Raw genomic sequence first — 23,356 nt, forward strand, 5'->3', positions numbered from 1 at the left:
GCGATAACGCGGGTGGTATTTTGTCTGGCACCATGTTCCATATGTTATTTCCCCGTTGATTTATTTAATCCACTGCCGGAAACAGGAGTCCGGAACATCATGAAAGAAACCTTTAAGAAGGGAGGTTGGCAGATACCAGTAAATCAGGTCGCGTAGCCAGGAGCTGCCCCGCCCTTTTTTCAGTTTCTTGATACCCCAGAAAACCAGTGCCGCTGCAGCCATACCAAAAATGAACTTGCTGGTCCAGAAACCCCAGCCGAGGCAAATCACGGCCGGGATAAGTTCATCGAGATATAAACCAAACCAGCGGGACTGGTTAGTCAGTGTTTCCGGGAAACGGTATCGCTTTAATTCGTCTCCCGTCATCACGTGTTTCCTGTCAGTAACCGGCGACCGACATACCGATGGTGATAAAGGTGGAAATAATCGCGAAGCCGAACAGGAACTTCACGTTCTTGGTCATCATGTACATGATGCCGCCGGCGACGACTTCTGCCAGAACCACCCATTTGACGACGCTGGAAGACTTACCAAACGTGCCTTTAACGGTCGCATCCCCGGACTTCATCAGGTCGGTTGCCGTGGTGGTGGCCATCGCAGCATCCGGGAAGAACGCCGCTACAGCAGCAACCGGCAGCACAACTTTAGCGACTTTCAGGGCTTTCTTTTTATTGAAAACGCGGGACAGAAAAGACGGTTTGGTTTCTTCAGGGACAGCAGAGCCCTGAACACTTAATACAGCATTCATATTTATTTCCTTTTAAATAGATAATGTTTAAATGGTGATACCTTCGGGACTACTTATGTTTCAGATTCAGACCTCCTTATCACTTCGACTTCAGAGCTATAAAAATCAGGAAATTCCAACAGATGCGCTTTAAGGCGAAGGTAAACTTCGAGCGATTTCGAGCGTCCGCTTCTGTTTTTTGCCTTAATTAACATTTTGTTAGTTTGTTCATCAAACCGAAGAAATAACCGTTTTTCTCGTTTTTCTTCAGCACAGTAAATTTTCTGAACATCGTAAAAATCAGGAAACTTCCTTAGATGATCATCAACACGCAGTTGAACTTCCGTGCCTTTAACTCGACCACTCCTGCGTATTGCTAATGTCAGATGCTGATAAGTTTCATCGTCACAGGTAAAAACAACTGCACTACCTGCAGCAGGACGATTAACAAGTCGTTTCACCTTAACCCCTCCTGGAAAAAGCTAAAAGAATTGTTCTCTATTTTCCAATAAAAGGCAATGGTGAAAATGTCATCGATTTTACAACAATCTGTTAACATGACGAGTAATAATATCCCTGACATTTTTCATTACCGGTTCCAACAGCTCACTTAGATGAAGAACGATGAAGGCATCATCACGACTACTAATATTAAGCTTGGTTAGTATTTGACTGCTTTTATTTCTGGAAGATCCGTTTTCCAGTCCAAGAAACTGCCCCATAATCTTGTGACTTGCACCGCCTGCATAAAATCCAAAAAAATCATACTCACTTTTATCAAGCCTTTTGACAGCCCTCATAAAATTAACGACATCCGCATGCAGGGGAAGAGATCTTGTTATTCTTTTAATGGAGTTTGATGCCCTTCCAAACTTCCATAAAAAGTGGACAGCACCATCACTGACAAATTCCTCGATCATAAAATCAAATTGCTTTCCATTGATATAAATACATCTTTCAATATGGAAGTTAGATTGTTCAATTTGAATCAGTAGTTCTAACTCTCGCAGTCCAAGAAAGGTGTCAGTACCAATCAGTTCCTCCCAACTCCGTTCGGACTGCAAAGCGCCCCCAAACTCATACAAAAATGCTGAATTGAATGCCGGAAATTCTCCTGACTGATTATGAATACAAACCGGGAAAGAATAATGCATGATGAGCGCCTCAAGAGAAGAAGCGAGGGATTGACGGCAGGTGTCTTTTTCATTACGATCCATCGGATACATAGAGGCCTCCTTGTTAGGTCTACTATGGGCAGTAGGTATGAGAAGGTGAATGCTTCTCATACCTGCGAAACTCAAATTTTCACTTACTAATTGAAAAAATAATAATGCATTTATAATTACATGTCATCTATAAAAGACCGAGTTTTATTCTTTTTATACCCTGTGCATCAGCATTAATCATTAGTATTATTTACCTCATCCTCTTCAGGGAAATACATACGCATAACTTCCTGCACGTCTTCCTGAATATTCTGAACGATCCCTTTCCATTGCCATCGAGGGTCATCCTTTACATGGGGACTGAGGCATTCAATACCCAAAACTTTATTCATAGAAAACTGTGTTTTAACTACATATTCGAATAAAGCCTTATTGAATGCCATCTGATTGAAACCAGACTCCTTACGTTCCATTTGAGCTTCATACACACGAAGCCCAAGCTCAATGAGCATCGAACTGATACTTGAAAAATTCACATCCTTGTCCTTAGCACCGCCAGCACGACGATTCTCAATGATTGCATTGATTTTCTCAACAACCTGATCACTTATATAAACCTGCACTCTTGGCATAGCAAATCCTTTCTTATTAAGAGTGAATACTAACAACACACATATAGAATTTTCGTCCAACAAACTCAAGATTAGAGTCCAGACTACACTCTAGAGTCTAGAGCATAAAGTATCTCATCAAAAGGGACTACACTCTAGAGTGCAGTCCCAATTATCCATCTGATTTTATAGACGATAGTCGTTATCGACTCTAAACAGACTCTATCCAGACTCTATTTAGAGTCTGGATAGAGTCTGTTTATACTTTCTAAATGAAAGAAACAGAAAGTTCACTCACATAAGCTCATAATTTAAAGGATAAATCTGCAAAATTTTAATTTTGCGTGGGGTGTGGTGATTTTGTGGTGAGGAGTGCATATCTGTTGAGTCTGGTTCTGGTCTGGGTTAACGTATTTGCAGGAACCGACCCGGAGGGAGTCTTTTGAGAAAACAACTGGTATTAGCTACCCTGCTTTTAATTTCCACGCCTGCCTGGTCTGCGGATTGTTTTGATATGGCAGGACGGGACTATCGAATAGATCCCGATCTGCTGCGGGCTATTTCATGGCAGGAGTCTAAATGGAAGGTGAATGCCATCGGGAAAAACCCGGGATCTGGCTACGGTGCCGGACTGATGCAGATCGACTCGCAACACCTGGGTGAACTGTCGCAGTACGGTATTAAACCGGGACACCTTCTGACTGATGCCTGTCTGAATATTTACACCGGTGCTTATTATCTGGCACTGGCTTTTAAAAAATGGGGAGTCAGCTGGGAGGCAGTCGGCGCCTACAACGCCGGGTTCAGGAGAACGGACAGGCAGGCCATACGACGACTGGAGTACGCCAGGAAGATTGAGGCCATCTACCTGGCTATCAAGAGAAATAAAAATGCCAGCCAGTCATCTTTAACAAAAAACTGAAGACCCCATTCATGAGGTCTTCAGAACAGGGAAGTGATTAATCAATTGCCTGCCATATTAAATGCCGTTCGGGATGCTGAATAATGCTGATATAATCCTTCAGTGCATCCTGCCGTGAAACCAGACGCCTGCAGATCTGGTCATATTGCGGCCCCATTTCAGCCACGTGCCAGGACAGCCTGTTCATAATCATCAGCGTGGCAATAATGCCTGCTGCATCGGCGCTGACCTCACCTTCGAAATAATTTCCCGGGATGCACATCCTGTAACGCTGCTCACCTTCTGGTGCGATATATCCGGTCTGCGTGGTAATGAACTGGATGCTGTTGGGTGCAATATTCCCGCCAACACCCTGTGGAATAACCCAGTAAGACCAGGAACCGCCGTCGTATTCAGAATGCTGGCGTAACCAGCTCGCGGCCATATTATCGGCTAACGGCGTAAAAAAGAGGTCCGGGATAAAATCCAGGCGAGCTTTACCATTGGTTACGGCACAGCGCAGATATTTGTCTGTTTTAAACTGTTCGTCTGATTCACGAGTGGCGGTGTTGACTTTCATTGTGCGCATACTGATTTTCTCCTTCGCGGTTTATTAAAACGTTCGACTTCATCACTGAGCGGCGAAGGGCAATTTGCAGCCGACGGGGAGGAAATAAAGGGGCGCCTGGCGTTCATATACCCCTTTATTTCCTCCACGGCTAATGCTAAAAGCAGCCCTCCGCGAAAGATGAAGTCGGGCGATATCGAGCAGGAGTGAGAATGCGCACAACCCTGAACGTCAATCCGATGTTTATCGGATTCACGTTCAGGCCCTGGAGTGGCGGGTATTTATCGCCACGGTGAGAGCGGCGCATCCTGATAAGGATGCAGCAAGCGAGATTTTGAATTTGCGTCAGGATGGAAGCCCGACAGGGCAGAGACAGCTTGCTGGCTCTGTTCACGACAGCCGTGTCCCGACAGGGACGACGCCCGGGTCAGTATTTATTTAATCTTTCATCAGAAATAAATAGCGGAAGAGATACACAGCAGAATATCGGAAGCGATGTAACAGGGATGAATAAAGAATATTGATGAGATACTACCGCGCCGGAGTAATACGGGCGGCGCGTAGCGCAGCCGGTATTATTCAGCGCCACAGGCGCTGCGGCCTTTTAGCGCAGTCGGGCAGGTTATCCCCTGCCCTTCCGGTTATTTACGCGGCCTCCTGTATTCCGCGCATAAAGTCCCGCATAGCCCTGAACCGGCGCAGATCTGCCAGTCGTTTTTCAAAGTCATTGAGGTAGAAAACCGGGGTATACCTCACCCGCCGGAACTGCATCGTGAGCGTGTTGCCCGTCACCACTTCCGCTGCTATCCCCAGCAGTGACAGCTGGATGAAGGCCATATCTGCCGCCACCGGGTCGATGTCAATGCAGCTGCCGAACATGTGCATGGAGGGGTTAATATCCGCTTCAAGCAGGCACTCTGCACAGGCGATCAGCATCCCGGCGGCCCCACACGCCGGATCGCTGACGGTAGCAATCCCTTCCCGGCGGATAGTGTCTCTGACGCCTGGCATCAGCATTCGCGCCATCAGACACTGCACCGAATACGGGGTAAAATACTGCCCGCGAAAGTTATCGCCCAGCTCAAGCTCCATAAAAATCGCGCCGAGGAAATCATGAAATTTCGCTTCCAGCGCACACACCATCAGGCAGAACATTTCCTGCATGTTCGCAATGTCGGTGGCCTCGTACCGGGCGCAGATTTTCCGGCAGTGCTCCATGCTCTCCGGTGTTCGTATCCGGGCCATATCCAGCTCACTGGCGGCGAGTGACAGAAAATCACTGAACACTTCCCAGCGCCCCAGATGGCGGCCCGTATCCTTAAATACGCGGATGAAACGGCCCCGGCTGTACTGCGCGCTCATCATACGCTGAACCGCAGGCACCTGTTCCGCGATCTGCTGCCCTGCCTGAATAACAGGGCTGTTATCCGCGGTTTCTCTGGCCAGATTGAACACATCGGCAAAATTCATCTGTGACATAGCATTATCTCCGCTGTTGCCGCTCCCGAAGGAGCGGCTCACCTTGTCAGTTACATGCGCGTTTGAGTTCAAGCGTGCGGAGCACCTGTCCGAAGGCGGTGTTGTTCATCGCGGGGATATGGACACCACGCCCCTTGCGAACGCTCCGGGCAATATGCCGCCCGAAAGCCTTCAGCGCCGGGTCAATCTCCTGTGCGGCGATATCATCACGCAGGTTGCGCTGATGACGGCGGGGCTTTACAGCCTCAGTGGAAGGTGAAACAATGGATACGTTCATTTTGAACTCCTGGGTTTATTTGAACAGCCGTAAAAATCGTTCCCGCGACTTTTACGGCATGGATAAAGCAGGGTTTTCCCTGCTTTTTTCATTTCCGGAACAGGTTAAATTCCTCCTTAATGCGCGTTGTGATCTGCGCATGGCTCAGGTTGCACACATCCCGCAGCCGGAAATATCTGGCTCCGTAGCGGGCATATATCTCTGTCACGTCACCGCAGACCATCTCCTGCAGCATGAACGTTTCCCACTCGCCGTTCTCACTTGTTGACCAGTTGAGCGGATACATCAGGCCCAGCGCGTCATGGAACGTGTGAACGTCGATTTCTGAGGGGGCTTTCACCGCTGCTTTCTGCCGGCTCAGCCAGTATTCGCGCTCTGATTCTGCTGTAGCCAGCATTCCCGGATGGGCTGAGGATTCGGTCAGGTGTAAGTTCATACGTCTCTCCTTATGTGGATCACCGACGGCCCCCGGACCGCCAGATGTTGGGTAAAAAAAGCAGACTCATGGCATATGGCGTTCAGCGCGCATTGAGTCAGCAATGTATTTGCGTGCGTCATCCCACGCTTCCTTACCGGTATCACCAAAAAGAAGCTCAACGAGTTTCCGGGACTGCAGCCATGGTTGAGCGACGCCGAAATGCACCTGCAGAACGTCCGCATGCCAGTCAACCACTCCCGCCCCCAGGACGTTATCAGCCATACGCATCAACGTGCCCCATACCAGTTCACTTCTTTCGCTTTCTCTCAGGCGCTTGTTTTTAAGCTCCGCCAGATAAATAAGGAGGCTCTTTTGCTCGCTAATCGCGTTGGCCAGAAGGTTTTCAACCCATCTTTCGGTAGATTCTTTGGTGGCGGTTTTGACGTTGACGTTCTGTGTGTTCATTCTGCTTTTCCTCTGGTCTGGTGGTTAATCCATCTCTCGGTGAGTTCCCTGGCGGCAAAGGGCAAAGGAGCAACGGCGGGGCGGAAGGAGAAGGGCGCAGACAAAAGTTTTTGCGGTCCCTGGCAAAAAGTTTTGGCGGCGTTCATTTTACCCTTCGGATGACGACACGACGGTGCTACGACCAGCCCTCCGCCGGGGAACGGACGAGGGATGACTCACCAGGGGAAGGGATGAGAATGAACACACCCGACACGACGGAACGGCGTGGCGCCATCAGAGTGCCGGCAGGTGTATCGCCGGCACGGTGAAAGCGGCGCGGCCGGAACGGTCGCAGCAAGCGCTGCCGTTGACCTCAGACATCAGACACTAGCCGGCAGGCCCGAAACCGCGTAGCGGGTTCGGCGGAGCTTACCGCGTCTTTTCGCGGTTAGCGGAGTGTGGCTCGACGACTGAACCGCGCCAGCGGGTCAGGAGCCGAAGGTGTCCAGTGTTGTTATGCCTTTGACGTTAAGGCCTTAAAGGGTTTAACAGCAAAGACACAGCAGGGAGAAGAAGCAGGAAGACAACGGGCAGCAAACAGGGAAGACGCGGAGAGGAAATGCGGGCGGCGCGTCAGCGCGGCCCGGTTTTCCCGGCGCCGCAGGCGCGCGGCCTTTTTGCCCGTCTCACAGGCAGGATGAAAGGTTTAAGACAGCTACTGAGCGATCGCAGCGTTTCATTTCCTGCATTAAATTCTCGCCATGCAGTCATGCCTTCCAGCAGTTCACTAAATACGTCTCGCTCTTTCATCTGTGCCCTCTTCGCCTGCTTTCCGGTATCAGTCAACAAACATCGAGACCGGGATTTGAAATCGATTTGCCAGCGCCCGCATGTGATCAAGGGCCAGACTGCGTTCACCACTGAGGATCCTGCTGACGAGCGATTTTTTACCTATCTCGTTTTCGAAATCGGACTGTGAAAGCCCGCGTTGCTGCATAAGAACCCGCAGCAACGATACACCGTTTTTACCTGCTTCGATGCGCGTATTAAATTCTTCAAATTCCACCGCGTTATCTTCCCAGGCATCGATGCGGGCAGTCAGCATATCAACCAGCGGGCTGTCCGGATCATGTTCAAGCAGATACTCAACGAGTTTACGTGCCTCTTCGTAATCTTTGCGGGACGAACTGCCACCCAGCAGAGGGACAATACTCGCCAGGTCATTCACCGCTTTATTGGCATCGCTAATCATTCAAACCTGCTGAATTTTAAAGTTAACACCGCAGGCTCTGGCGTACCGAACCAGCGTCTGAATACTCATTCGCGAAGCGTTCTTCTCCATACGTGAGATAGTAGGCGCTTTGATGCCCATACGTTCTGCAACCTGTGCCGACGTCAAACCCGCTTCTTTTCTCCATGTTGCTAAGGTTTCCCGAAGTAGCTCCGAGGCTTCTTCTGCCTCGAATGCCGCGCTGTACTCATGATCGTTCATTGCTTCGGTATGAACCTGGCTAAGGGTTTTATATTTCATTCTGCATTTCCTCCAGTCTGCGAAGTGCCTGATCTATTTCTGCCGGGGGCGTTTTTGGCGATTTTTTGATAAAGATCCGAAGTAGAAAAATACGTTCACCACTCTGATATACCCAGATTCCGCGGGCGATATCTGCCCCCATTGTACGTATTTCGAAAAGGCCGTTTCCAAGCGGCTTGGTATCTGGCTCGCGTAGCTGGCGAGGGTTTGCTTCCAGCTTCATGAGTAGCCTGGCCATTTTTGCACGAATGGCAGCAGGCAGAGCCGTAAACTCTTTTTCAGCCTCATCATGAAAGATGACTGTGAACATGAATGTAATCTCTGGTCCGTATGTGCACACATTAGCTCAAAAGCTAACTTAGCTCAAGAGCTAAGTTAGCTAGCTTCTCACTACCCGACCTTTACTACTTCAATGCCCAGGATCAGAGCGATGAATTCTGCTTTGTTCTGAAGCAACCAGGTGCGTGCTTCGGGTGCCTGAGCTTTGCTGATATCGATATCAAACTGATTAAGCGCTGCAGCATCGGCGTGTCCGAGTGTAATACCGCGCCACTGAAGCCCTGCATAATAGGCGTTCCCAGCCCCCTGCTGGATTTTTACGCACACCGTACACGCTGTGATTTTCATCATATACGCGCTGTATATCCACCTTCAGCAGGTCATCACGTTGTGCCCGCTGGCTGCGTCTGCCCGGATGTTGCCTGTGCTGCTGATGCCGGTAATACGTCGACGGGGCGATATCCAGCTCGTGGCATACCGGTCCGACCCCGTGCTCATCACGCAGGGTATCCACCAGGGGCGCTATTTTTTCCACAGGCGGTCGAACTCCGCCTTCGCAAAATACGCGGAAGCCTGGCGCAGGATATCGTTGCTGCGGCGCAGTTCGCGGTTTTCGCACTCCAGCTCCTTCAGACGCTGACGTTCCGTGGTGGTGAGCCCGCCATCACCGCTACCGGTATCCCGCTCATGCTGGCGAAGCCAGACGCGCAGGGTCTCCGGTGTGCAGCCAATCTTCGGGGTAATGGAGCTGAGGGCTGCCCACTGTGAGTCGTATTCATTCTGACTTTCCAGAACCATACGGACCGCCCGCTGACGAACCTCAGGGGAAAAACGTGTATTTTTAGTCATCCTGTTTACCTCTCTCTCAGGGAGTTTAGTCTCCAGGATTTCCGGGGCGATTCAAACAGTCTTAAAAGTGGATCTGTGATTTCAACGCTTTTGCGATTATTTCTTAACATCGCTCTTCTACAGGGTTACTTCATCTTAATCTTCAAACCAGGATTCAATAGGATCAGGGTATTGAGACCAGAGATGTGGGCCTTCTGCCATCTCTTTGTCGGTTAACAGCGCTGCACCCAGTTTTGCGCGCAGTTCAGCTTCATTCATCTCTATCCCGATAAACACCAGCTCCTGGCGTGCATCGCCAATGCCATCGACCCAGTTTGACTCGATAAATTTCAGCGATTGTTCGTCATCTGGCCACTGGTCTCTGGGCACGCTTGCCCACCACATTCCGCCGAGCCCCTGTCTTGCTACTCCTCCCGCCTGTGACCAGCTACCGGCGAACTCCGGGCGACTCGCTAGCCAGAAATAACCTTTCGATCTCACTACACCGCCCAGTTCATTTTCCAGAAAATGACAGAAGCGAGTGGGATGGAAAGGACGGCGGGCACGGAATACAAAACTTGTAATGCCATATTCCTCGGTTTCGGGTGTGTGCTCGCCACGCAGCTCTTTTAACCATCCAGGCGACTGAGCCGCTTTATCAAAATCGAAAAGTCCGGTATTCAGCACATCGTCCAGAGGAACCTGTCCGAACTGTGAAACAATTATTTTTGCCTGAGGATTAAGAGACACTAAAATAGCCATCAGCTTCTCTCGCGCACTGTCGCTAATCAGGTCAACTTTGTTGAGGATCAGCACATCACAGAATTCGATTTGATCAATCAGCAAGTCGACAACGCTGCGCTTATCTTCCTCTCCCAGTGATTCTCCCCGGGACTGAATGCTGTCCGTTGAACCATAATCTTTCAGAAAATTGTACGCATCGACAACGGTGACCATGGTATCAAGACGCGCAACGGCAGAGAGGCTTTCGCCTTCATCGTCGGCGAAGGTAAAGGTCTCTGCGACAGGCAGAGGCTCAGAAATACCGGTCGACTCAATAACCAGTTGATCAAAACGGCCCTCCTTCGCCAGCCGGTTTACCTCCAGCAGAAGGTCTTCACGCAGGGTGCAGCAGATGCATCCATTGCTCATTTCGACCAGTTTTTCATCCGTCCGCGAAAGCTCTGCCCCACCGTCTCTCACCAGCGCGGCGTCAATATTGACCTCTGACATATCATTGACGATAACGGCGACACGTCTGCCTTCCCGATTGTTGAGTATGTGATTGAGCAGGGTCGTTTTCCCGGCCCCCAGGAAACCCGACAGTACGGTGACAGGTAAACGGGGATCTTCAATTACAGCGGCTTTCTTATATGACATTGTTAACATCTCCTACAGCGATCGCTTTGAATCAATGCACAGGGACAACGTGCGGTGTTTCTTTTTTGAATAGGCCGGATTTCACGCATCAGTCGGTACTGTCATCACTGGCCCATTAATGTAATGTTATAACATAACAGAAATAACGTTGCTACTTCTCGCCATCAGCAATCTGTGCGTTCCCTGGTGCAAAGCAGACCAGATGACAGAAGGTACGCTGCGTGGAGATGTGTGAATGAAATGTGAGAATGTGCGGGAAGCATTTGGTGCGGTAAGTCAGCCCGAAAAGGGTGAAATAAAGGACTACACGGTAAGGTGGCGTGCAGGTGAAAGGCAGCAGCATGCCATCACATTCTTGACCTGCTGCACGTCAGGAACAGATTCAGGGCCTGAATCTTGATAAACCCAGGCCTGAACAAGGGATTAAAGGTTAGCGGCACGCAATGAGTTACAGAAAGCGCAGTGACAGCCAGCGATCGGAATGATCTTTGTTATGTCCGCATTGGCCGCTTCAGAAGGAATAGCGTGTCCGTTGTTTGCGGCTGAACTGACGTTCGCATTTTGCCCCGCGGGCACCGGCGATACAGAAACAAATGCTGCTGCATGGAATGACGTGACCAGCAGCGTAGCGCCGACAATACTTAACACTTTCATTTTTGCCCCCTTGTTTAACTCAACGTCTTAATCTAGCTTTGCCCGTTCTTCGGTACCAGCATATTTTCGGTGAAAAAGTGTGCACAGTTATTTCAAAAAAATCGCTGCCCAACCTTCTCGACAAAGTAATGCCTTCGCAGCTGTTCTACGTTGCCGTCATCGTGAGAGCAACGTATTGGAACCTTTTTTATTTTTTTTGACCTGTCAGACCGGCCAGACTCACGCCCATCACAGACAAAACGGCAAGCGCTACCGCAGGAGCCAGAACGACCCAATAGGCGCGTTCCAGATAAGGCATTCCTTCCGCAAGTACTCTTCCCCATTCCGGCGCCGGCGGTGATGCGCCCAGCCCAAGAAAACCCAGTGAAGCTAAAGCCAGGGCGATCCCCGGTAAGCGCAGCATCGCATGGCGAAACAGAGGGCCAATCAGCGCCGGGAAAATGTAAAACAGACTCTGACGCAGCCAGCCAACACCCAGAACAGGCAGCATGTTGATATAAGGTCTGGCACGAATTTCTGTCGCCAGCGCAGCGGTATGTGTTGCAAGAGGTGCCCAGCCTACAGCTGCAATCGCAATGGCCGCACCTGAACTACCGGGGCCACTGATGGAAACCACCAGTAAGCCCGCAATAACCGGAGGCAGCGCATTTGCCATCTCTGTCGGTCCCACAAACATCCTGGGGAAAAGACCAATAACCAGCCCCAGGAGCAGACAAATAAGCGACACCATCAGCGCCAGCATGCAGGTATGCACCGTGCCGTGAGCCACCCTGGCGAGCAGATCACGCCCCATGGCATCGGCCCCAAAGGGCAGCGAAAAGGAAGGATGATCCAGTCGCATAAACTCAGACGAGTAAGGATCACGGGGCAGACCAATAACCAGAAGCACGACTAACGCAACGCCACAGGCGGCCGGAAGCACCAGCGACAACTTACCGCTTTTTCCGTCAGGTTCATTGGTGACCGGCAGAGAGGACGTGCGCAACGCCCTGCCCAGAATGAGGTATCTGACCCCCGCACACAGCATTCCGAACATAAATGCAATGATGACCAGGAAGAGCACGCCCGTTTGCAGCGCCGGAAGATCCTGAGCAACCACGGCGCCCAGCGTTGCCCTGCCGAGTCCCGGAATGGCGAAGACCTTTTCCACGGCCACCGCACTGCCCGTCAATGACACCAGAATCAGGCCAATTAACGGCATAACGGTGGACAGCGTTCGCTTAACTACCGCGCAGGTAACGTGCCAGCGCGATATCCCGGAGACGGTCCAGGTGATTATCCAGTTTTCACTAAAGGTTGCCGCTAAAGCATCCGAGAATATCCGCCCCAGATAGCCACCTGCCGGGATCCCCATTGCGAGCGCGGGCAGCACCGCATAGTGCAGGCCGTTCCAGCCGTAAGGAGGAAACCACTCCAGCCAGACGGCCCCAACGACCAGTAAGAATGACGCCAGAAGAAATTCGGGTAATGCGGTGAATACTGACGCGAAAAAGCCCGTCGAACGAAACGACCGCCCCTGCAGACCTCGTCGGAACGTCGGCAGGCAAATCATCGCCGCCAGCAGCAGTGCCACCACGGCGGACATAAGCATCAGTGTCAGTGAGACCTGGGCTGCCTGGATCATTCCTGGCAGCACGGGACGGCCTGATATCCAGGAGTTACCTGCATCCCCCTGCAAGAGGCCACTGAGCCAGTGCATCAGGAGTTGCACAGGGCCCTGATCGAGCCCCAGCGACTGGCGAATCGCTGCTAACGCTTCCGGGGTTGCTTCCTGTTCAGCAGAACGCGCTCTCAGCAGCGCCATGGCGGGATCCTGGCCCGAAAGCCAGGGCAGCATCCCGATCAGCACGACAATACCGGTCAGCGTAATTATCCGCGACAGCAACGTTGCCACTAAGCCTTTTGGCAGGTTACTTGCCCGATGGATCCTGGCGCAGGTCCGGCAATACAGCGATTCGCTCATTGATCAATACCCCCCTGTCTTACTGTGCAGCAGTAGTCTGTTCGCCAGCAACTAACTGGGTCTGGCTATTGATGAGCGTGCGCTCGCGAGGGTCACGGAGCACATTTTTCAGAGCCGCACTTTCCCCCTGAATGACGCGTTCATGCAGCATTGGGATCGCAGCATCGCTGGCAAGGATCATGTTCTCAGCGTCCATAATGGCCTGGCGACGAGCCTCACCCGCTGGCGTTTCACTGGCTTTTTTCAGTGCAGCATCAATTTCCGGACGGCACAGCTGGGAGATATTGAACGACCCTTCGCAGGCGAAATCGCTGTACATGTAGGCAACCGGATCGCCGGAATCCAGCACGGTTGCACGCGACAGAATAAAGGCATCAAACTTACCGGACAGCGCATCAGCTTCAATCTGCGAATACTCGCGGACCACTTGTTTTACGGTAAACCCGGCGGCAGTGAGCTGCTGCGCAAGATAGACCGCGACTTCAGGCAATTCCGCACGATCGCTGAACGTTGCCAGGGTGATTGTGGCTCCGTCTGGTTTCCCCGCCGCAACGGGGTTGCTTACTGGTTTGCGCAGTGGTGCGGCCCATGGCAAGGCCGGGCCCAGAAGCCCCTGTGCGACGTCGGCACGTTTCTCATAGACATTATCAACAATCTGCTGACGATTAATCACGTCACGGACTGCGGCCCGCATAGCAGGATCTTTCATCACGCCCTGCGCCGTATTGAGATAAAGCGTATTGGTTCTCGGCATCGGCACTTCATGAACCAGTGATTGATCCAGAAGCGGGGCCTGAGACACAGGAATTGCCTCGATGATATCCGCCGTGCCGGTACGTAATGCGGCTGCGCGCGCGGCCCCGTCTGGAACAAAGCTTGCGTCAATACCGCTGGCTTTCGCCTTCTCGCCCCAGTAGCCATCAAAGCGATCGAGCGCGGCACTGCTGGTACCATTCACACTGCGCAGAATGAATGGCCCGGTTCCCGCATTAACCGGATTCACCACGCCATTTGCTTTGTAGGCATTCAGCGACAAAATGGCCAGCTGAGGACTGGAAAGACGCTGAGGCAGAAGAGGATCGCGTTTTTCAGTCGTGATCAGAACGGCATTTTCACCGTCTGCTTTGGCGGTGAGCGTTACGCCATCCAGAATACGGGGTTTTGGTTTGGCGCCAGCGGCAACGCTCAGCGCGTTAACCACCGACTGCGCGGTCAAATCGGTGTTGTCATGAAACTTGACGTTCGGGCGCAATTCAAAGCGCCAGGTTGTGTCATTGATTTGTTCCCAGCGGGTTGCCAGCGCAGGCTGCGCGTCACTGGCGCTGTTGAGTACGACCAGGGTTTCAGCCGTGCTCCAGCGCGATAATTTAAAGGCATCATCACTGAGCGGCGTCAGGCCGGAACGCGGTGGCAGAAGGTGCGCCACTTTAATTCTGCCCTCGCTGGCGCTGGCCGATTCGACCTGCGGTTCATTAAAGCAGCCAGTCAGTAATAAGGTGGCTGACAGGAGTCCATACACAGGCCATAAAGGTTTACCCATATTCATTTATCTTTCCTTATTGATTCCCGGAGGTTGTTTTAAACGATCGTAAAATAAACAGCATGGCGACTGCACTCCATAACGGAATGCAGCCCATAAGTAGCCATGGCACAAAAGCCTGCGAAGAAGGGATGAGTGCGCGATCCAGCAGCCCGCCGAGGGCAAAATTGCCGACCAGCACGGTGACGCCGCCCATGGAGGAAAGTGCCCCATAGTGCGCGCCCAGATTTTTATCCCGGGCGAAAACGGGGATCATGTCCATGCCGACAGGCACAATAAGCATCTGGCCCAGCGTCAGCAGCGTGACCAGTGAAAACGCGGGAAGCAGCCGCCACAGCGTGTCTGGCGGTGGGGTACTGGCGAACAGCGCGACGCTAAAGAATGACAGAGCCAGCAGCAAAAAGCCCACGGGCAAAATCTGTGATGCACCGCGTTTTCGGGCAAACCGTGCCAGAGGCAATTGCAGGAAAATGATCATGACCGAGGCCAGCATAAACAGTGGGCCGAGATCGGCCTCACTTCCGCCGGAGCGGCGTAGTTCAACGGGTAACGCCAGATAGAGCTGGTTATAGCTGAATAAATACGCGCTGTAAGCGACGATAAAAGCAACAAAGCGGCGCTGGCGGAATGCCGTCCACCAGGGGGAAATTTTCAGCGTGCCATGATGGCTGGTGCCTGTCGGCAGCATGAAATAGAGCATAATCAGCGCAAACAGGAAAACACCTGCCCCGCCAAGGGCCACGCTCTGGAAGCTGTAGCCTGTAAGTAATGCCCCCAGCAGAGGACCGATAACTGAGCCCAGCTCGCCACAAACAGAGAACAATGCGAACCACTCTGAGCGGCTGCGCTTGCCTTCCCTTTCACTTTGCGTCCCCGCCTGCGCCATCAGCGACTCGATTGCAGGCGAGAAGAGCGCGCCGCCAGTCCCTGTCAGACAGGCTCCCAGAATGACGCCCCATAACGAGGCGCTGGTAGCGAGCAGCAGGTAGCCGCTGATTCGGACCACGCAGCCGCACAGAATGATGGCACGCCCGCCAAACCTGTCAGTCAGCGCCCCTCCCACCAGAAACATGCCCTGCTGCGAGAAGGTTCTGAGACCGAGCACCATGCCAATCGCGGCGCCGGACAACAGCATGTCATCGCGCAGAAAAATAGCGAGAAAAGGCACCACCGCATAAAAACCGGTATTAAAAATAAACTGGCTGGCCAGCAGCAATGAGGGGGAGGTGTTCGCTTTCTTCCCTGAAATCAATTCAGTCATGATGAGAGTATTCTTTAAAAATGTATTCAGCCACGCGCCCGTGATGGGGCATGAGTTACAAGAGCCGGTACCGCGTCCAGCAGCTGACGCGTATGCGGATGATGAGGTAAATGCAGCATTTCAAGCGTAGGGCGATCTTCAATGATTTTTCCGGCCTCCATGACCAGCGTCCTGTCGCACAACCCTGCCAGCATAGAAATGTCATGAGAGACGATCAGCAGCCCCATGCGGTTTTCTTCTGTAACACGCAAAAGCAGCGATTTGATTTGCTCACGCAGGGGAAGATCCAGCCCGCTGACCGGTTCATCGGCCAGCAGAAAATCGGGCTGTATGATCAGCGCCCTTGCCAGCGCAACGCGCTGAGCCTGCCCCCCTGAAAGCGAGCCTGCACGCTGGTCGAGAACCTCCGCGCTGAGTTCTACCTGTTCAAGTGCAGTGGCAAGGTCAGGTGACGCATCACGGTTGCAGCCTAAATGTTTTAGCGGCTCGTTGAGAATATCTCTGACACGCATTGCCGGCGGCAACGTGCTGGCGGGCTCCTGAGGAAGGTACTGAACCCGGCGACGATACCAGCGTAATGTTCGGGCAGAGCCCGGCCTGACCACCTTTCCATCGCAATACACCCCACCGTCATCCACCGGATCGAGGGCCAGGATTGCTTTCAGTAACGTCGATTTTCCGCAGCCCGAACATCCCAGCAGGCCTACGCGCTCATGCTGACGCAGCATGAGCGAAAAATCGTTAAGAATGGCATTCACAGGCAGAGTCTTCTGCCAGGGGAGTCCGGGTTGGCTCCGGTAGCGGGAAATCCTGTCGACCTGAATGAAGGAGTCGGATGCCATCTGCGGGGGAATATTCATCCGGCGAGCGCCTCACGGGTATGTGTTAACAACGTCTGTTCAGCAGCTCGCGCGGCCTGTACCAGTTTGCGGGTGTAGGGATGTTCCGGCGCGTTCAGGAGCTGGGCCATTGTGCCTGACTCCACAATCCTGCCTTTTTCCATCACGATACCTCGCTGGCAAAGCTGTGTGGCTACGGCAATATCATGCGTGATGAAGAGCAACGCAGGCGGAGCGCTCAGCGTGGAACCCTGACCTAATATCTGCAGAACCTGCTGCTGGCTAATCACATCCAGTGCCGTCGTCGGTTCATCAGCAATCAGCAGGCGATTATTCCCCAGCAACGCCAGCGCGATGCAAATTCGCTGACGCTGCCCACCGGAAAGCTCTGACGGGTAGCGAGAGAGCAATTGAGGGATATCGCTGAGCTGAAGCGCATCCAACAAAGAGGCCAACCTCGCGTTATCACCTGTTTTCAACGCCAGAGCAAGCTGTCGCCCCACCGGCATCAGCGGGTTCAGCGCGGTGGAAGAGTCCTGAAAGATGGCGGATGCCAGCGCATGCTGAGGGCGCCGGGTGGGATGAAGGCCTACGACATCCGCACCGTTTATACGAATACTTCCTTGTAATAACAGCCCGACAGACAATGTACCTATAATGGCTTTTGCCGTCAGAGACTTACCTGACCCCGATGAGCCGATAATACAGACCCGCTCGCCTTGCTGGAGCCGAAAGCTGACATCGCTGACCAGGGCAGAATGGCCCATAGAAATGCTGACGCTTTTAACATCAAGCACAGGTATTGAATAAGGAAGATCGTTGTTCATGTCACTGCACATGCCATTTAAGTTATGTGATAACATAACATTTGTTTTCGTGGTGTTGCAATTCAAACCAATTTGTAATTGCTTTGACCTACTCCCCGTTGGCTACCACACCATCCATTAATTAATTGCCTTCATCAGATGTGAAACATTTGCGAATTTCCGCTGTTCGCTCATAGCAGACATTTACATGAGCGTGTCCAACGACGTTCAGGTTTCCTGACGGCATCCCTGTACAGAGCTTGTCAATTTCTGCCTGGATAGCTCTTTAGACGGTATTCAACCGGGCTGAGTCCGTTAAATTTAAGGCTAATTCGTCGGGTATTGTAGTATCGTATGTAATCCTCAATAGCTATCTTAAGTTCATCAATGTCCTTAAATTTGCTGGTATAAAAACATTCTGATTTCAACGTTCCGAAAAAGCATTCTGCACAGGCATTATCGAGGCAGTTGCCTTTGCGGGACATACTTTGGATGATGCCGAACTCCCGTAACTGATACTGGTACCATCGATGACGTTATTGCCAGCCCTGATCTGAATGAAGAACCGGATTGGTACCCGCATCAAGTCTGGCAAATGCCTTAATGAGCATGTCATCGATCATCGGCATGGTTGGACGTTCTGAAATACTGTAGGAGATCACTTCGTTATTGAAGAGATCAATAATGGGTGAAAGGTAGAGTTTGCGGCCACTGACGGCGAATTCAGTGACATCGGTGACCCATTTTTCATTGGGCCGGCTGGCTTTGAAGTTTCGTTGCAGGATATTGTCAGCAGCGCGCCCATGCTCACCCTGCCATGAACTGTAGCGCTTAACTCTTATCGCGGCTTTGAGACGAAGTACATTCATCAGGCGCTGAACCAATTTGTGGTTTAACGCTCCTCCCTCTCTTCTGAGCGCCAGTGCTATCCGCCGATAACCATAGCGGCCTTGGTTCTCATCATAGATCTCTTTGATTCTGCATTTCACTTCATCGTATTTCCCCGGGGAGTGGAGTGCTTTCAGATGATAGTAAAACGTACTCCTGGGTATCTGAGCTATCTGCAAAAGCTGGTCGAACGGATAGTGCTGCCTCAGTTCGTCGATAATTCTGACCTTCTCTCTTACCGAACTAAGGCTTTCAACTTTTTTAGATAAAGTATCCGCAATTCCAGACGGCGGACTTTTTGTTCAAGTTCCTGAATACGTTTATCTTTCGAACGCTCCAGTGCCAACTCAAGCGCAACAGGATCATCAATCATATGAAGTGCCTTTTTTTGCCCACACGGAGAGAACGAAGCCCTTCCTCTCCATGTTCGCTGAACACCTTCATCCACTTCCCAACAGAGGCTGAACCCGCGACGTTAAATTTCGCAGCAGCCTGCGACTGGGAAATCTGCCCCGTCAGTACAGCCTTAACGGCTTCGACTCTGATATCGGGATCGATTGATACGCCCTTATCCCTGGGCTTCAGGCCTTCTTCTCCATAAGCATCATAGGCTGCAACCCATATTCTTACCTGGGTTCTGGGAACATTAAAGCGAGCTGAAGTTAAGCGATAGCCTTCATCGGTAGCGAAATAGTGCATAACCACTTCGAGGCGCTGTTGAAAGGTGTACTTACGTCTGGACATGGGACTCTCCAATTTGAGAGTCCAACTAAATGGGTGCAGTGCATGGGTTAATGAAAATTAACTACGGGGCTTTCTGCTTTCTGCCACACAACACGGTAACAAACCACCTTCACGTCATGAGGCAAAAAGCCTCAAGCGCCACCGCCAGTATACCTTACCCGCTGCCATACTGACCAGGCATCGCGCCATCATCGTTCTGATTTGCCGCGAAAATACCCGGGTCTGCTCTCAAGCTCCCGCTCGATCAGCTCGTCGGCAAACAAGGGCGCAATCCTGTTGATGCGGCGCACCAGATTCCGGTGGCGGGCGGCGGCTTTCCGCTCGTCGCTCCAGCGCTTAATCTGCCTCTCGTCGAGAAAATCCACGCATACTGCATAGCCCGCGCCCGCCACCCAGCAAGACATCACTTCTTCAGGTGCCGCCTGCCCTGCCTCCACGACAACGGAAACCAGCTCCTGTGGACCCGGGCAGGGCCTGTGCGGCAGTTTCCAGCTCAGGGAATAGCGCCACTTCATCCGTGGCTCCGGTGTGTCAGCTTGTTCGGGACCTGCCAGCGTTCTGCCTGACGCACAGACTCCGGCGTCTCTCTCACAATGAAGCTGATTTCATGCATGACACCATACAGCGGCTCCCCGGCATCCCGCAGCCAGTCCAGCCAGAGAGGTCAGCGAGGCATATCGCGATCGCCAGTGCCAGAAGGCAGGGGCAAGCTCACGCGCGTCAAACTCATCGGCCCACCGGCGGTACCAGCTGATGACCGTTTCCGGTGACTGGAAATTCAGCTCCGTGACGGCCTGTCCCAGCAGGTTCTGCCGTAATCGCCAGTGATGCGCCATTGCGCGTTCTTCCCGACGCATCTTACGGGTAAAGGCGAGGCCGCTGCGCTGTTTCCGGCGCTCAGTCCGGCTGTGCTGCACCTCGGGGAACAGTTCGGCCTGAACATCAACCGGCAGCGGCAGCGGGCAGCACTCCCCGTGACTGGCAATCAGTGCATCGAGCGCCTCTTCCACCTGCTTAAGACTGCTCAGACGATGTTTCGGGTCCCAGTTCAGGCCGGGAATGCGCTGCGCCACGGTCGTGTTCATGCGGCTGTTCCCGGTCAGCAGGCGCAGAAAGGTACGCACGTGTGGCGCGGCAGACAGACGAGCACCGCGCTGGCGGGCATTCTCCACGGTCATGATGGCCTGCAGCGCAGCCTGCCTGGCAGGCTGCAGGGTGACAAGGGAACGGGACGAAGGGATCATTGTGCGCCCTCCTGTTCCAGCGTACTGATGATACTGGCGCAGGAATATCCGTCAGTATCGAGACACGCTATCAATGCCAGCGTGTGGGAGATCAACTCCGGGTCAAATGCTTCCATGCTGCGAACAACAGAGAACGGCTGGCCACCACGTGTCACAAAGACGACCATCCATCGCTCACTCAACTCGCCGGGGCTGCAGACAGCGACATCAAAATGGCAATGGGCCGGAGAAAAACGGATCTGAACCGGGAAAAAACCGCCAAACTCACTGCGATATTCACCGTTCACGGACCAGCCTGACGGCAGATGCAGAACACGCATCACAGCATGGGTCAGCTCACGGCGGAAATCTTCACCGGCAGCGCGGTAATCTTCCAGCTCATCGATGGACATGGTTTTCAGGACATCCAGAGTCAGTAACGTTTTCATTTTCAGTCTCCTTATCGCCGCCCCGCAGGGCGGCGTCTCCGTTATCAGGCAGCGTGTGAAGTCGGTTCGTCAGTGTCCGGGGCAGCATGTGCATCGTCCGGCTTTGCGGCATCCGGGGACTGCATCCAGCCCGGTACCCAGCGGGAGCCGGAGAGCCACTGTTCCGCATGGCTGGCAGCATCACCCTTCTTCATTTTTTCGGCATCCGAGGCGGCTCCGGTCAGCCCGGCCTCCTTCAGCGCCGCCACAATCTGGGCCTTGCTGAGCAGCCCGAGGAAGTTATCCGCTGTCGGCTGCCACCAGTCGCGCAGATGGAACCCGAGCGCCGCCTCCACGCCATCGAGGTCACTGCGGCGGGTATGTCCACATTCACGGGTCTGGACACCGTCTACGGAACAGGCAGTACAGAAGGCCATCAGCGACATCAGGGTCTGTCCGTCGAGGGTAAAGAAGGTGGTGAAATCTTTCTGCCACCCCTCCGGCAGCAGGGCTTCCAGACGGGCTTTCTCCTGCATCAGATACCGCCATGCCTGACCTTCCTCTCCGGTCGGGGCTTCACTGGTCAGGCCGCTGTGATGCACCTCAAGGCGCAGGACGAACGGATGCCGGGTGGTGGTGCAGTAGTCAAACACGCAACTGCACAGCCGCCAGACCATCAGGGCCACGGCTTTCTGTGGCTGCTTAACCAGTTCGGCCTGAACCGCCAGTGTCCTTTCTGAAGACATTTTTTTCAGCAACGGCACGCTGATGCCCTCTGCCGCATCCGGGATACTGCGGGTGACCACATGTACGGCAGCCTGATCGCCACCGTGTTCCCCGACGTCAGAGACCGCCGTCTGGATCTTCTTCTGGACACCACGCTGGACGCAAAGCTCACCGTCATACAGACTGACCACCACGCCACAGGCCGCTTTCTGCTCCGGTGTCCACGCCCGAACCGATGCCGCATTTTCAATCTCATCAATCAGCACCTGAATCGCGGCTTCATCCTCAAAGGTTTCCGTTGCCTCCAGCGTGGCGTACAGTTCATCAAGACGCTGCAGCTCCTCAGCGCTGAATTCCCCCTCCGGCGCCGGCAGCACCAGATAATGCTCGCGGTCATCGCCGTAGTTTCTGACGGATCCCTCACGAGCCAGTGACCATGACCAGCCTTCCTGTTGTTCGATGGCCAGCGCAGCCGCCGCCAGCTTCTCCTGAACCAGACGCTCAACCAGTACCCCGTCAGCCGTTCCGTCTCCCTCCTGGGCGCTGAACAGATCCTCACGCACCACGCCCCCGGCGGCCTCATACGCTTCACGACCGATAAACACAAAGCGGGAGTGGGTTACGGCGATTTCCGTATCCGTGATGGCCCGCTTCAGCAGGTGAGCGGGTGTGCTGCCGTATGAGGTTTTCACCTGGTCATACACCTGCACCTGACGTGCCGGGTCGCTCTCCAGACTCAGGGCCTGACACTGCTCCACGTCGAGTTTGTCCTCTGCCAGCAGGGTGATCAGTTCCGGGGCGAGGTTTGCCAGCTTCAGCATCCGCTGAACGTGACGGGCACTGTAGCCCAGCAGGTCCCCGATTTTAGCCGGGGTTTTCCCCTCTTCTGACAGGGTGCGGAACCCGCTGATTTGCTCTGCCGGATGCATGGCCACCCGCTGGTTGTTCTCGACCATCGAGGCAACCATCGCCAGGTCGTCACTGACACGCTTGGCAACAACGAGATACCCGGCATCGATGCGCTGCTCGCTGAGCAACTGTTGCAGGGCGGCAAGACGGCGGCCACCTGCAGCCACACCTGACATACCGTCCGGCAGCGAGTGAACCACCAGATTCTGGATCAGGCCGATCGCCATGATGGAGTCAGCCATCTCCCGGACACTGTCAGCCGGATAGGGGATCGTGCGAACGTTCAGCGGGGATTTGACCAGCGCCGACAGCGGCACCATCTCAACCTGAGCAGCCTCAAGCGCGGCTTTCAGGGCGGCGGATTCGGCAGGGTTCACCGATTTTTTGCTGGTTTTAACCGGCGCTTTTGCTTTAGACTCGGTCACTGACATAATTGATTTCTCTCCGATATTGGTTAATGTCTGCCGGGCAGACCCATCTGCCCGGCACCTATTACGGCTTATTGCGTTTTGCGTACTCCGTAGTCCCGGATATAGCGGTTCATCAGGTCCTCGCCGCCCGGTTAAAAATTCCAGACGCGCCAGACCATGCTGCTATCATCCAGATGACGGACGACAAGACGAAAATGGGTCCCCTGGTCATCTTCAATCGCCACATTCTGATACTGCGCTGCGACAACATGAGCCTGTCTGCGGGTAAACGTGCCATCCGGCAGGGATTCAAGCGGGGACAAAACGTTGTGGTCCATATGTTTCTCCTTCTCTGC

The 23,356-nt window shown here is 53.1% G+C and carries 25 protein-coding genes, 4 pseudogenes and 1 other annotated feature; of the genes and pseudogenes, 1 reads left to right on the plus strand and 28 read right to left on the minus strand.

The window, feature by feature from the left end; genetic code table 11:
- Window positions 1-60 precede the first annotated feature (60 nt).
- From traL to traM, 5 genes are all read right to left on the minus strand, one after another.
- Window positions 61-366, minus strand: a complete 306-nt coding sequence (traL, locus tag CWM53_RS23090; RefSeq protein WP_004178059.1) for a type IV conjugative transfer system protein TraL — start codon at window positions 364-366, stop codon at window positions 61-63.
- A gap of 13 nt (window positions 367-379) precedes the next feature.
- Window positions 380-748: a type IV conjugative transfer system pilin TraA gene (traA, locus tag CWM53_RS23095; RefSeq protein WP_100730177.1), complete on the minus strand. Its 369-nt coding sequence runs from the start codon at window positions 746-748 to the stop codon at window positions 380-382.
- A gap of 53 nt (window positions 749-801) precedes the next feature.
- Window positions 802-1,188, minus strand: coding sequence for a TraY domain-containing protein (locus CWM53_RS23100; RefSeq protein WP_004152495.1), 387 nt, complete (start codon window positions 1,186-1,188; stop codon window positions 802-804).
- A 78-nt stretch (window positions 1,189-1,266) separates the two neighbouring features.
- The gene (locus CWM53_RS23105) at window positions 1,267-1,953 is read right to left on the minus strand and encodes a transcriptional regulator TraJ family protein (RefSeq protein WP_004152494.1); all 687 of its coding nucleotides are present in this window, start codon (window positions 1,951-1,953) and stop codon (window positions 1,267-1,269) included.
- 173 nt (window positions 1,954-2,126) lie between these two features.
- A complete protein-coding gene (gene traM, locus CWM53_RS23110; protein WP_100730176.1) occupies window positions 2,127-2,525 on the minus strand; it encodes a conjugal transfer relaxosome DNA-binding protein TraM in 399 nt (132 codons plus the stop codon).
- 493 nt (window positions 2,526-3,018) lie between these two features.
- On the opposite strand from traM, the gene CWM53_RS23115 reads away from it, so the two are divergent.
- Entirely contained in the window at window positions 3,019-3,426 is a 408-nt protein-coding gene (locus tag CWM53_RS23115) for a transglycosylase SLT domain-containing protein (protein WP_227521735.1), read from the plus strand.
- Between the two features lie 37 nt (window positions 3,427-3,463).
- On the opposite strand, the gene CWM53_RS23120 is transcribed toward CWM53_RS23115, so the two are convergent.
- The 23 genes and pseudogenes from CWM53_RS23120 to CWM53_RS23235 all read right to left on the minus strand — a co-directional run bounded on the left by CWM53_RS23120 (window position 3,464) and on the right by CWM53_RS23235 (window position 23,338).
- Window positions 3,464-3,994, minus strand: a complete 531-nt coding sequence (locus CWM53_RS23120; protein ID WP_100730174.1) for an antirestriction protein — start codon at window positions 3,992-3,994, stop codon at window positions 3,464-3,466.
- A gap of 624 nt (window positions 3,995-4,618) precedes the next feature.
- Window positions 4,619-5,452 (minus strand): N-6 DNA methylase, encoded by an 834-nt coding sequence (locus tag CWM53_RS23125; protein WP_100730173.1) that lies wholly within the window; start codon window positions 5,450-5,452, stop codon window positions 4,619-4,621.
- Between the two features lie 46 nt (window positions 5,453-5,498).
- Complete coding sequence (locus tag CWM53_RS23130; RefSeq protein ID WP_065905248.1) at window positions 5,499-5,729, minus strand: hypothetical protein; 231 nt, start codon at window positions 5,727-5,729, stop codon at window positions 5,499-5,501.
- A gap of 88 nt (window positions 5,730-5,817) precedes the next feature.
- Window positions 5,818-6,165 carry a hypothetical protein gene (locus tag CWM53_RS23135; protein ID WP_023292162.1) on the minus strand — a complete coding sequence of 116 codons (348 nt, stop codon included), beginning with the start codon at window positions 6,163-6,165 and terminating at the stop codon, window positions 5,818-5,820.
- Between the two features lie 66 nt (window positions 6,166-6,231).
- Window positions 6,232-6,612, minus strand: a complete 381-nt coding sequence (locus CWM53_RS23140; protein ID WP_100730172.1) for a hypothetical protein — start codon at window positions 6,610-6,612, stop codon at window positions 6,232-6,234.
- Window positions 6,613-7,429: 817 nt separating this feature from the next.
- Window positions 7,430-7,843 carry a helix-turn-helix domain-containing protein gene (locus CWM53_RS23150; RefSeq protein ID WP_100730171.1) on the minus strand — a complete coding sequence of 138 codons (414 nt, stop codon included), beginning with the start codon at window positions 7,841-7,843 and terminating at the stop codon, window positions 7,430-7,432.
- Complete coding sequence (locus CWM53_RS23155; RefSeq protein ID WP_004152721.1) at window positions 7,844-8,122, minus strand: helix-turn-helix domain-containing protein; 279 nt, start codon at window positions 8,120-8,122, stop codon at window positions 7,844-7,846.
- On the minus strand, window positions 8,112-8,432 hold the full coding sequence (locus CWM53_RS23160) for a type II toxin-antitoxin system RelE/ParE family toxin (RefSeq protein WP_004152720.1): 321 nt from the start codon (window positions 8,430-8,432) through the stop codon (window positions 8,112-8,114). The genes CWM53_RS23155 and CWM53_RS23160 overlap by 11 nt, the downstream gene beginning before the upstream one ends.
- 80 nt (window positions 8,433-8,512) lie before the next feature.
- Window positions 8,513-8,752, minus strand: coding sequence for a hypothetical protein (locus CWM53_RS23165; RefSeq protein ID WP_206053097.1), 240 nt, complete (start codon window positions 8,750-8,752; stop codon window positions 8,513-8,515).
- A pseudogene (locus CWM53_RS23170) lies at window positions 8,667-9,250 on the minus strand (transposase); the annotation flags it as partial. The gene CWM53_RS23165 and the pseudogene CWM53_RS23170, both read right to left, overlap by 86 nt.
- Window positions 8,853-8,969, minus strand: a sequence feature (AL1L pseudoknot). Its footprint overlaps the pseudogene before it by 117 nt.
- A gap of 135 nt (window positions 9,251-9,385) precedes the next feature.
- Window positions 9,386-10,609, minus strand: coding sequence for a zinc metallochaperone GTPase ZigA (gene zigA, locus CWM53_RS23175; RefSeq protein WP_100730169.1), 1,224 nt, complete (start codon window positions 10,607-10,609; stop codon window positions 9,386-9,388).
- Between the two features lie 423 nt (window positions 10,610-11,032).
- Window positions 11,033-11,263 (minus strand): hypothetical protein, encoded by a 231-nt coding sequence (locus CWM53_RS23180; protein ID WP_004144492.1) that lies wholly within the window; start codon window positions 11,261-11,263, stop codon window positions 11,033-11,035.
- Window positions 11,264-11,450: 187 nt separating this feature from the next.
- Window positions 11,451-13,226 (minus strand): ABC transporter permease subunit, encoded by a 1,776-nt coding sequence (locus tag CWM53_RS23185; protein WP_100730168.1) that lies wholly within the window; start codon window positions 13,224-13,226, stop codon window positions 11,451-11,453.
- A 19-nt stretch (window positions 13,227-13,245) separates the two neighbouring features.
- Window positions 13,246-14,772, minus strand: a complete 1,527-nt coding sequence (locus CWM53_RS23190; RefSeq protein ID WP_100730167.1) for an ABC transporter substrate-binding protein — start codon at window positions 14,770-14,772, stop codon at window positions 13,246-13,248.
- Window positions 14,773-14,782: 10 nt separating this feature from the next.
- Window positions 14,783-16,027 carry an MDR family MFS transporter gene (locus CWM53_RS23195; protein ID WP_100730166.1) on the minus strand — a complete coding sequence of 415 codons (1,245 nt, stop codon included), beginning with the start codon at window positions 16,025-16,027 and terminating at the stop codon, window positions 14,783-14,785.
- Window positions 16,028-16,053: 26 nt separating this feature from the next.
- Window positions 16,054-16,887, minus strand: a complete 834-nt coding sequence (locus CWM53_RS23200; RefSeq protein WP_100730165.1) for an ABC transporter ATP-binding protein — start codon at window positions 16,885-16,887, stop codon at window positions 16,054-16,056.
- Window positions 16,884-17,693, minus strand: a complete 810-nt coding sequence (locus tag CWM53_RS23205) for an ABC transporter ATP-binding protein (RefSeq protein ID WP_023389903.1) — start codon at window positions 17,691-17,693, stop codon at window positions 16,884-16,886. Before CWM53_RS23205 ends, CWM53_RS23200 begins: the two co-directional genes overlap by 4 nt.
- A 242-nt stretch (window positions 17,694-17,935) precedes the next feature.
- Window positions 17,936-19,304 (minus strand): annotated as a pseudogene (locus tag CWM53_RS23210) (IS3 family transposase).
- A gap of 188 nt (window positions 19,305-19,492) precedes the next feature.
- On the minus strand, window positions 19,493-19,819 hold the full coding sequence (locus CWM53_RS23215; protein ID WP_100730163.1) for a theronine dehydrogenase: 327 nt from the start codon (window positions 19,817-19,819) through the stop codon (window positions 19,493-19,495).
- Window positions 19,816-20,548, minus strand: a pseudogene (locus CWM53_RS23220) (plasmid SOS inhibition protein A). Before CWM53_RS23220 ends, CWM53_RS23215 begins: the two are co-directional and overlap by 4 nt.
- Window positions 20,545-20,976 carry a conjugation system SOS inhibitor PsiB gene (psiB, locus tag CWM53_RS23225; protein WP_100730162.1) on the minus strand — a complete coding sequence of 144 codons (432 nt, stop codon included), beginning with the start codon at window positions 20,974-20,976 and terminating at the stop codon, window positions 20,545-20,547. Before psiB ends, CWM53_RS23220 begins: the two are co-directional and overlap by 4 nt.
- Before the next feature lie 44 nt (window positions 20,977-21,020).
- Window positions 21,021-23,021, minus strand: a complete 2,001-nt coding sequence (locus tag CWM53_RS23230; RefSeq protein WP_100730161.1) for a ParB/RepB/Spo0J family partition protein — start codon at window positions 23,019-23,021, stop codon at window positions 21,021-21,023.
- A 68-nt stretch (window positions 23,022-23,089) separates the two neighbouring features.
- Window positions 23,090-23,338: pseudogene (locus CWM53_RS23235) on the minus strand (DUF905 domain-containing protein).
- Between the last annotated feature and the right edge of the window lie 18 nt (window positions 23,339-23,356).

This window comes from Klebsiella sp. A-Nf5, from assembly GCF_002810545.1.
Classification (GTDB): domain Bacteria; phylum Pseudomonadota; class Gammaproteobacteria; order Enterobacterales; family Enterobacteriaceae; genus Klebsiella; species Klebsiella variicola.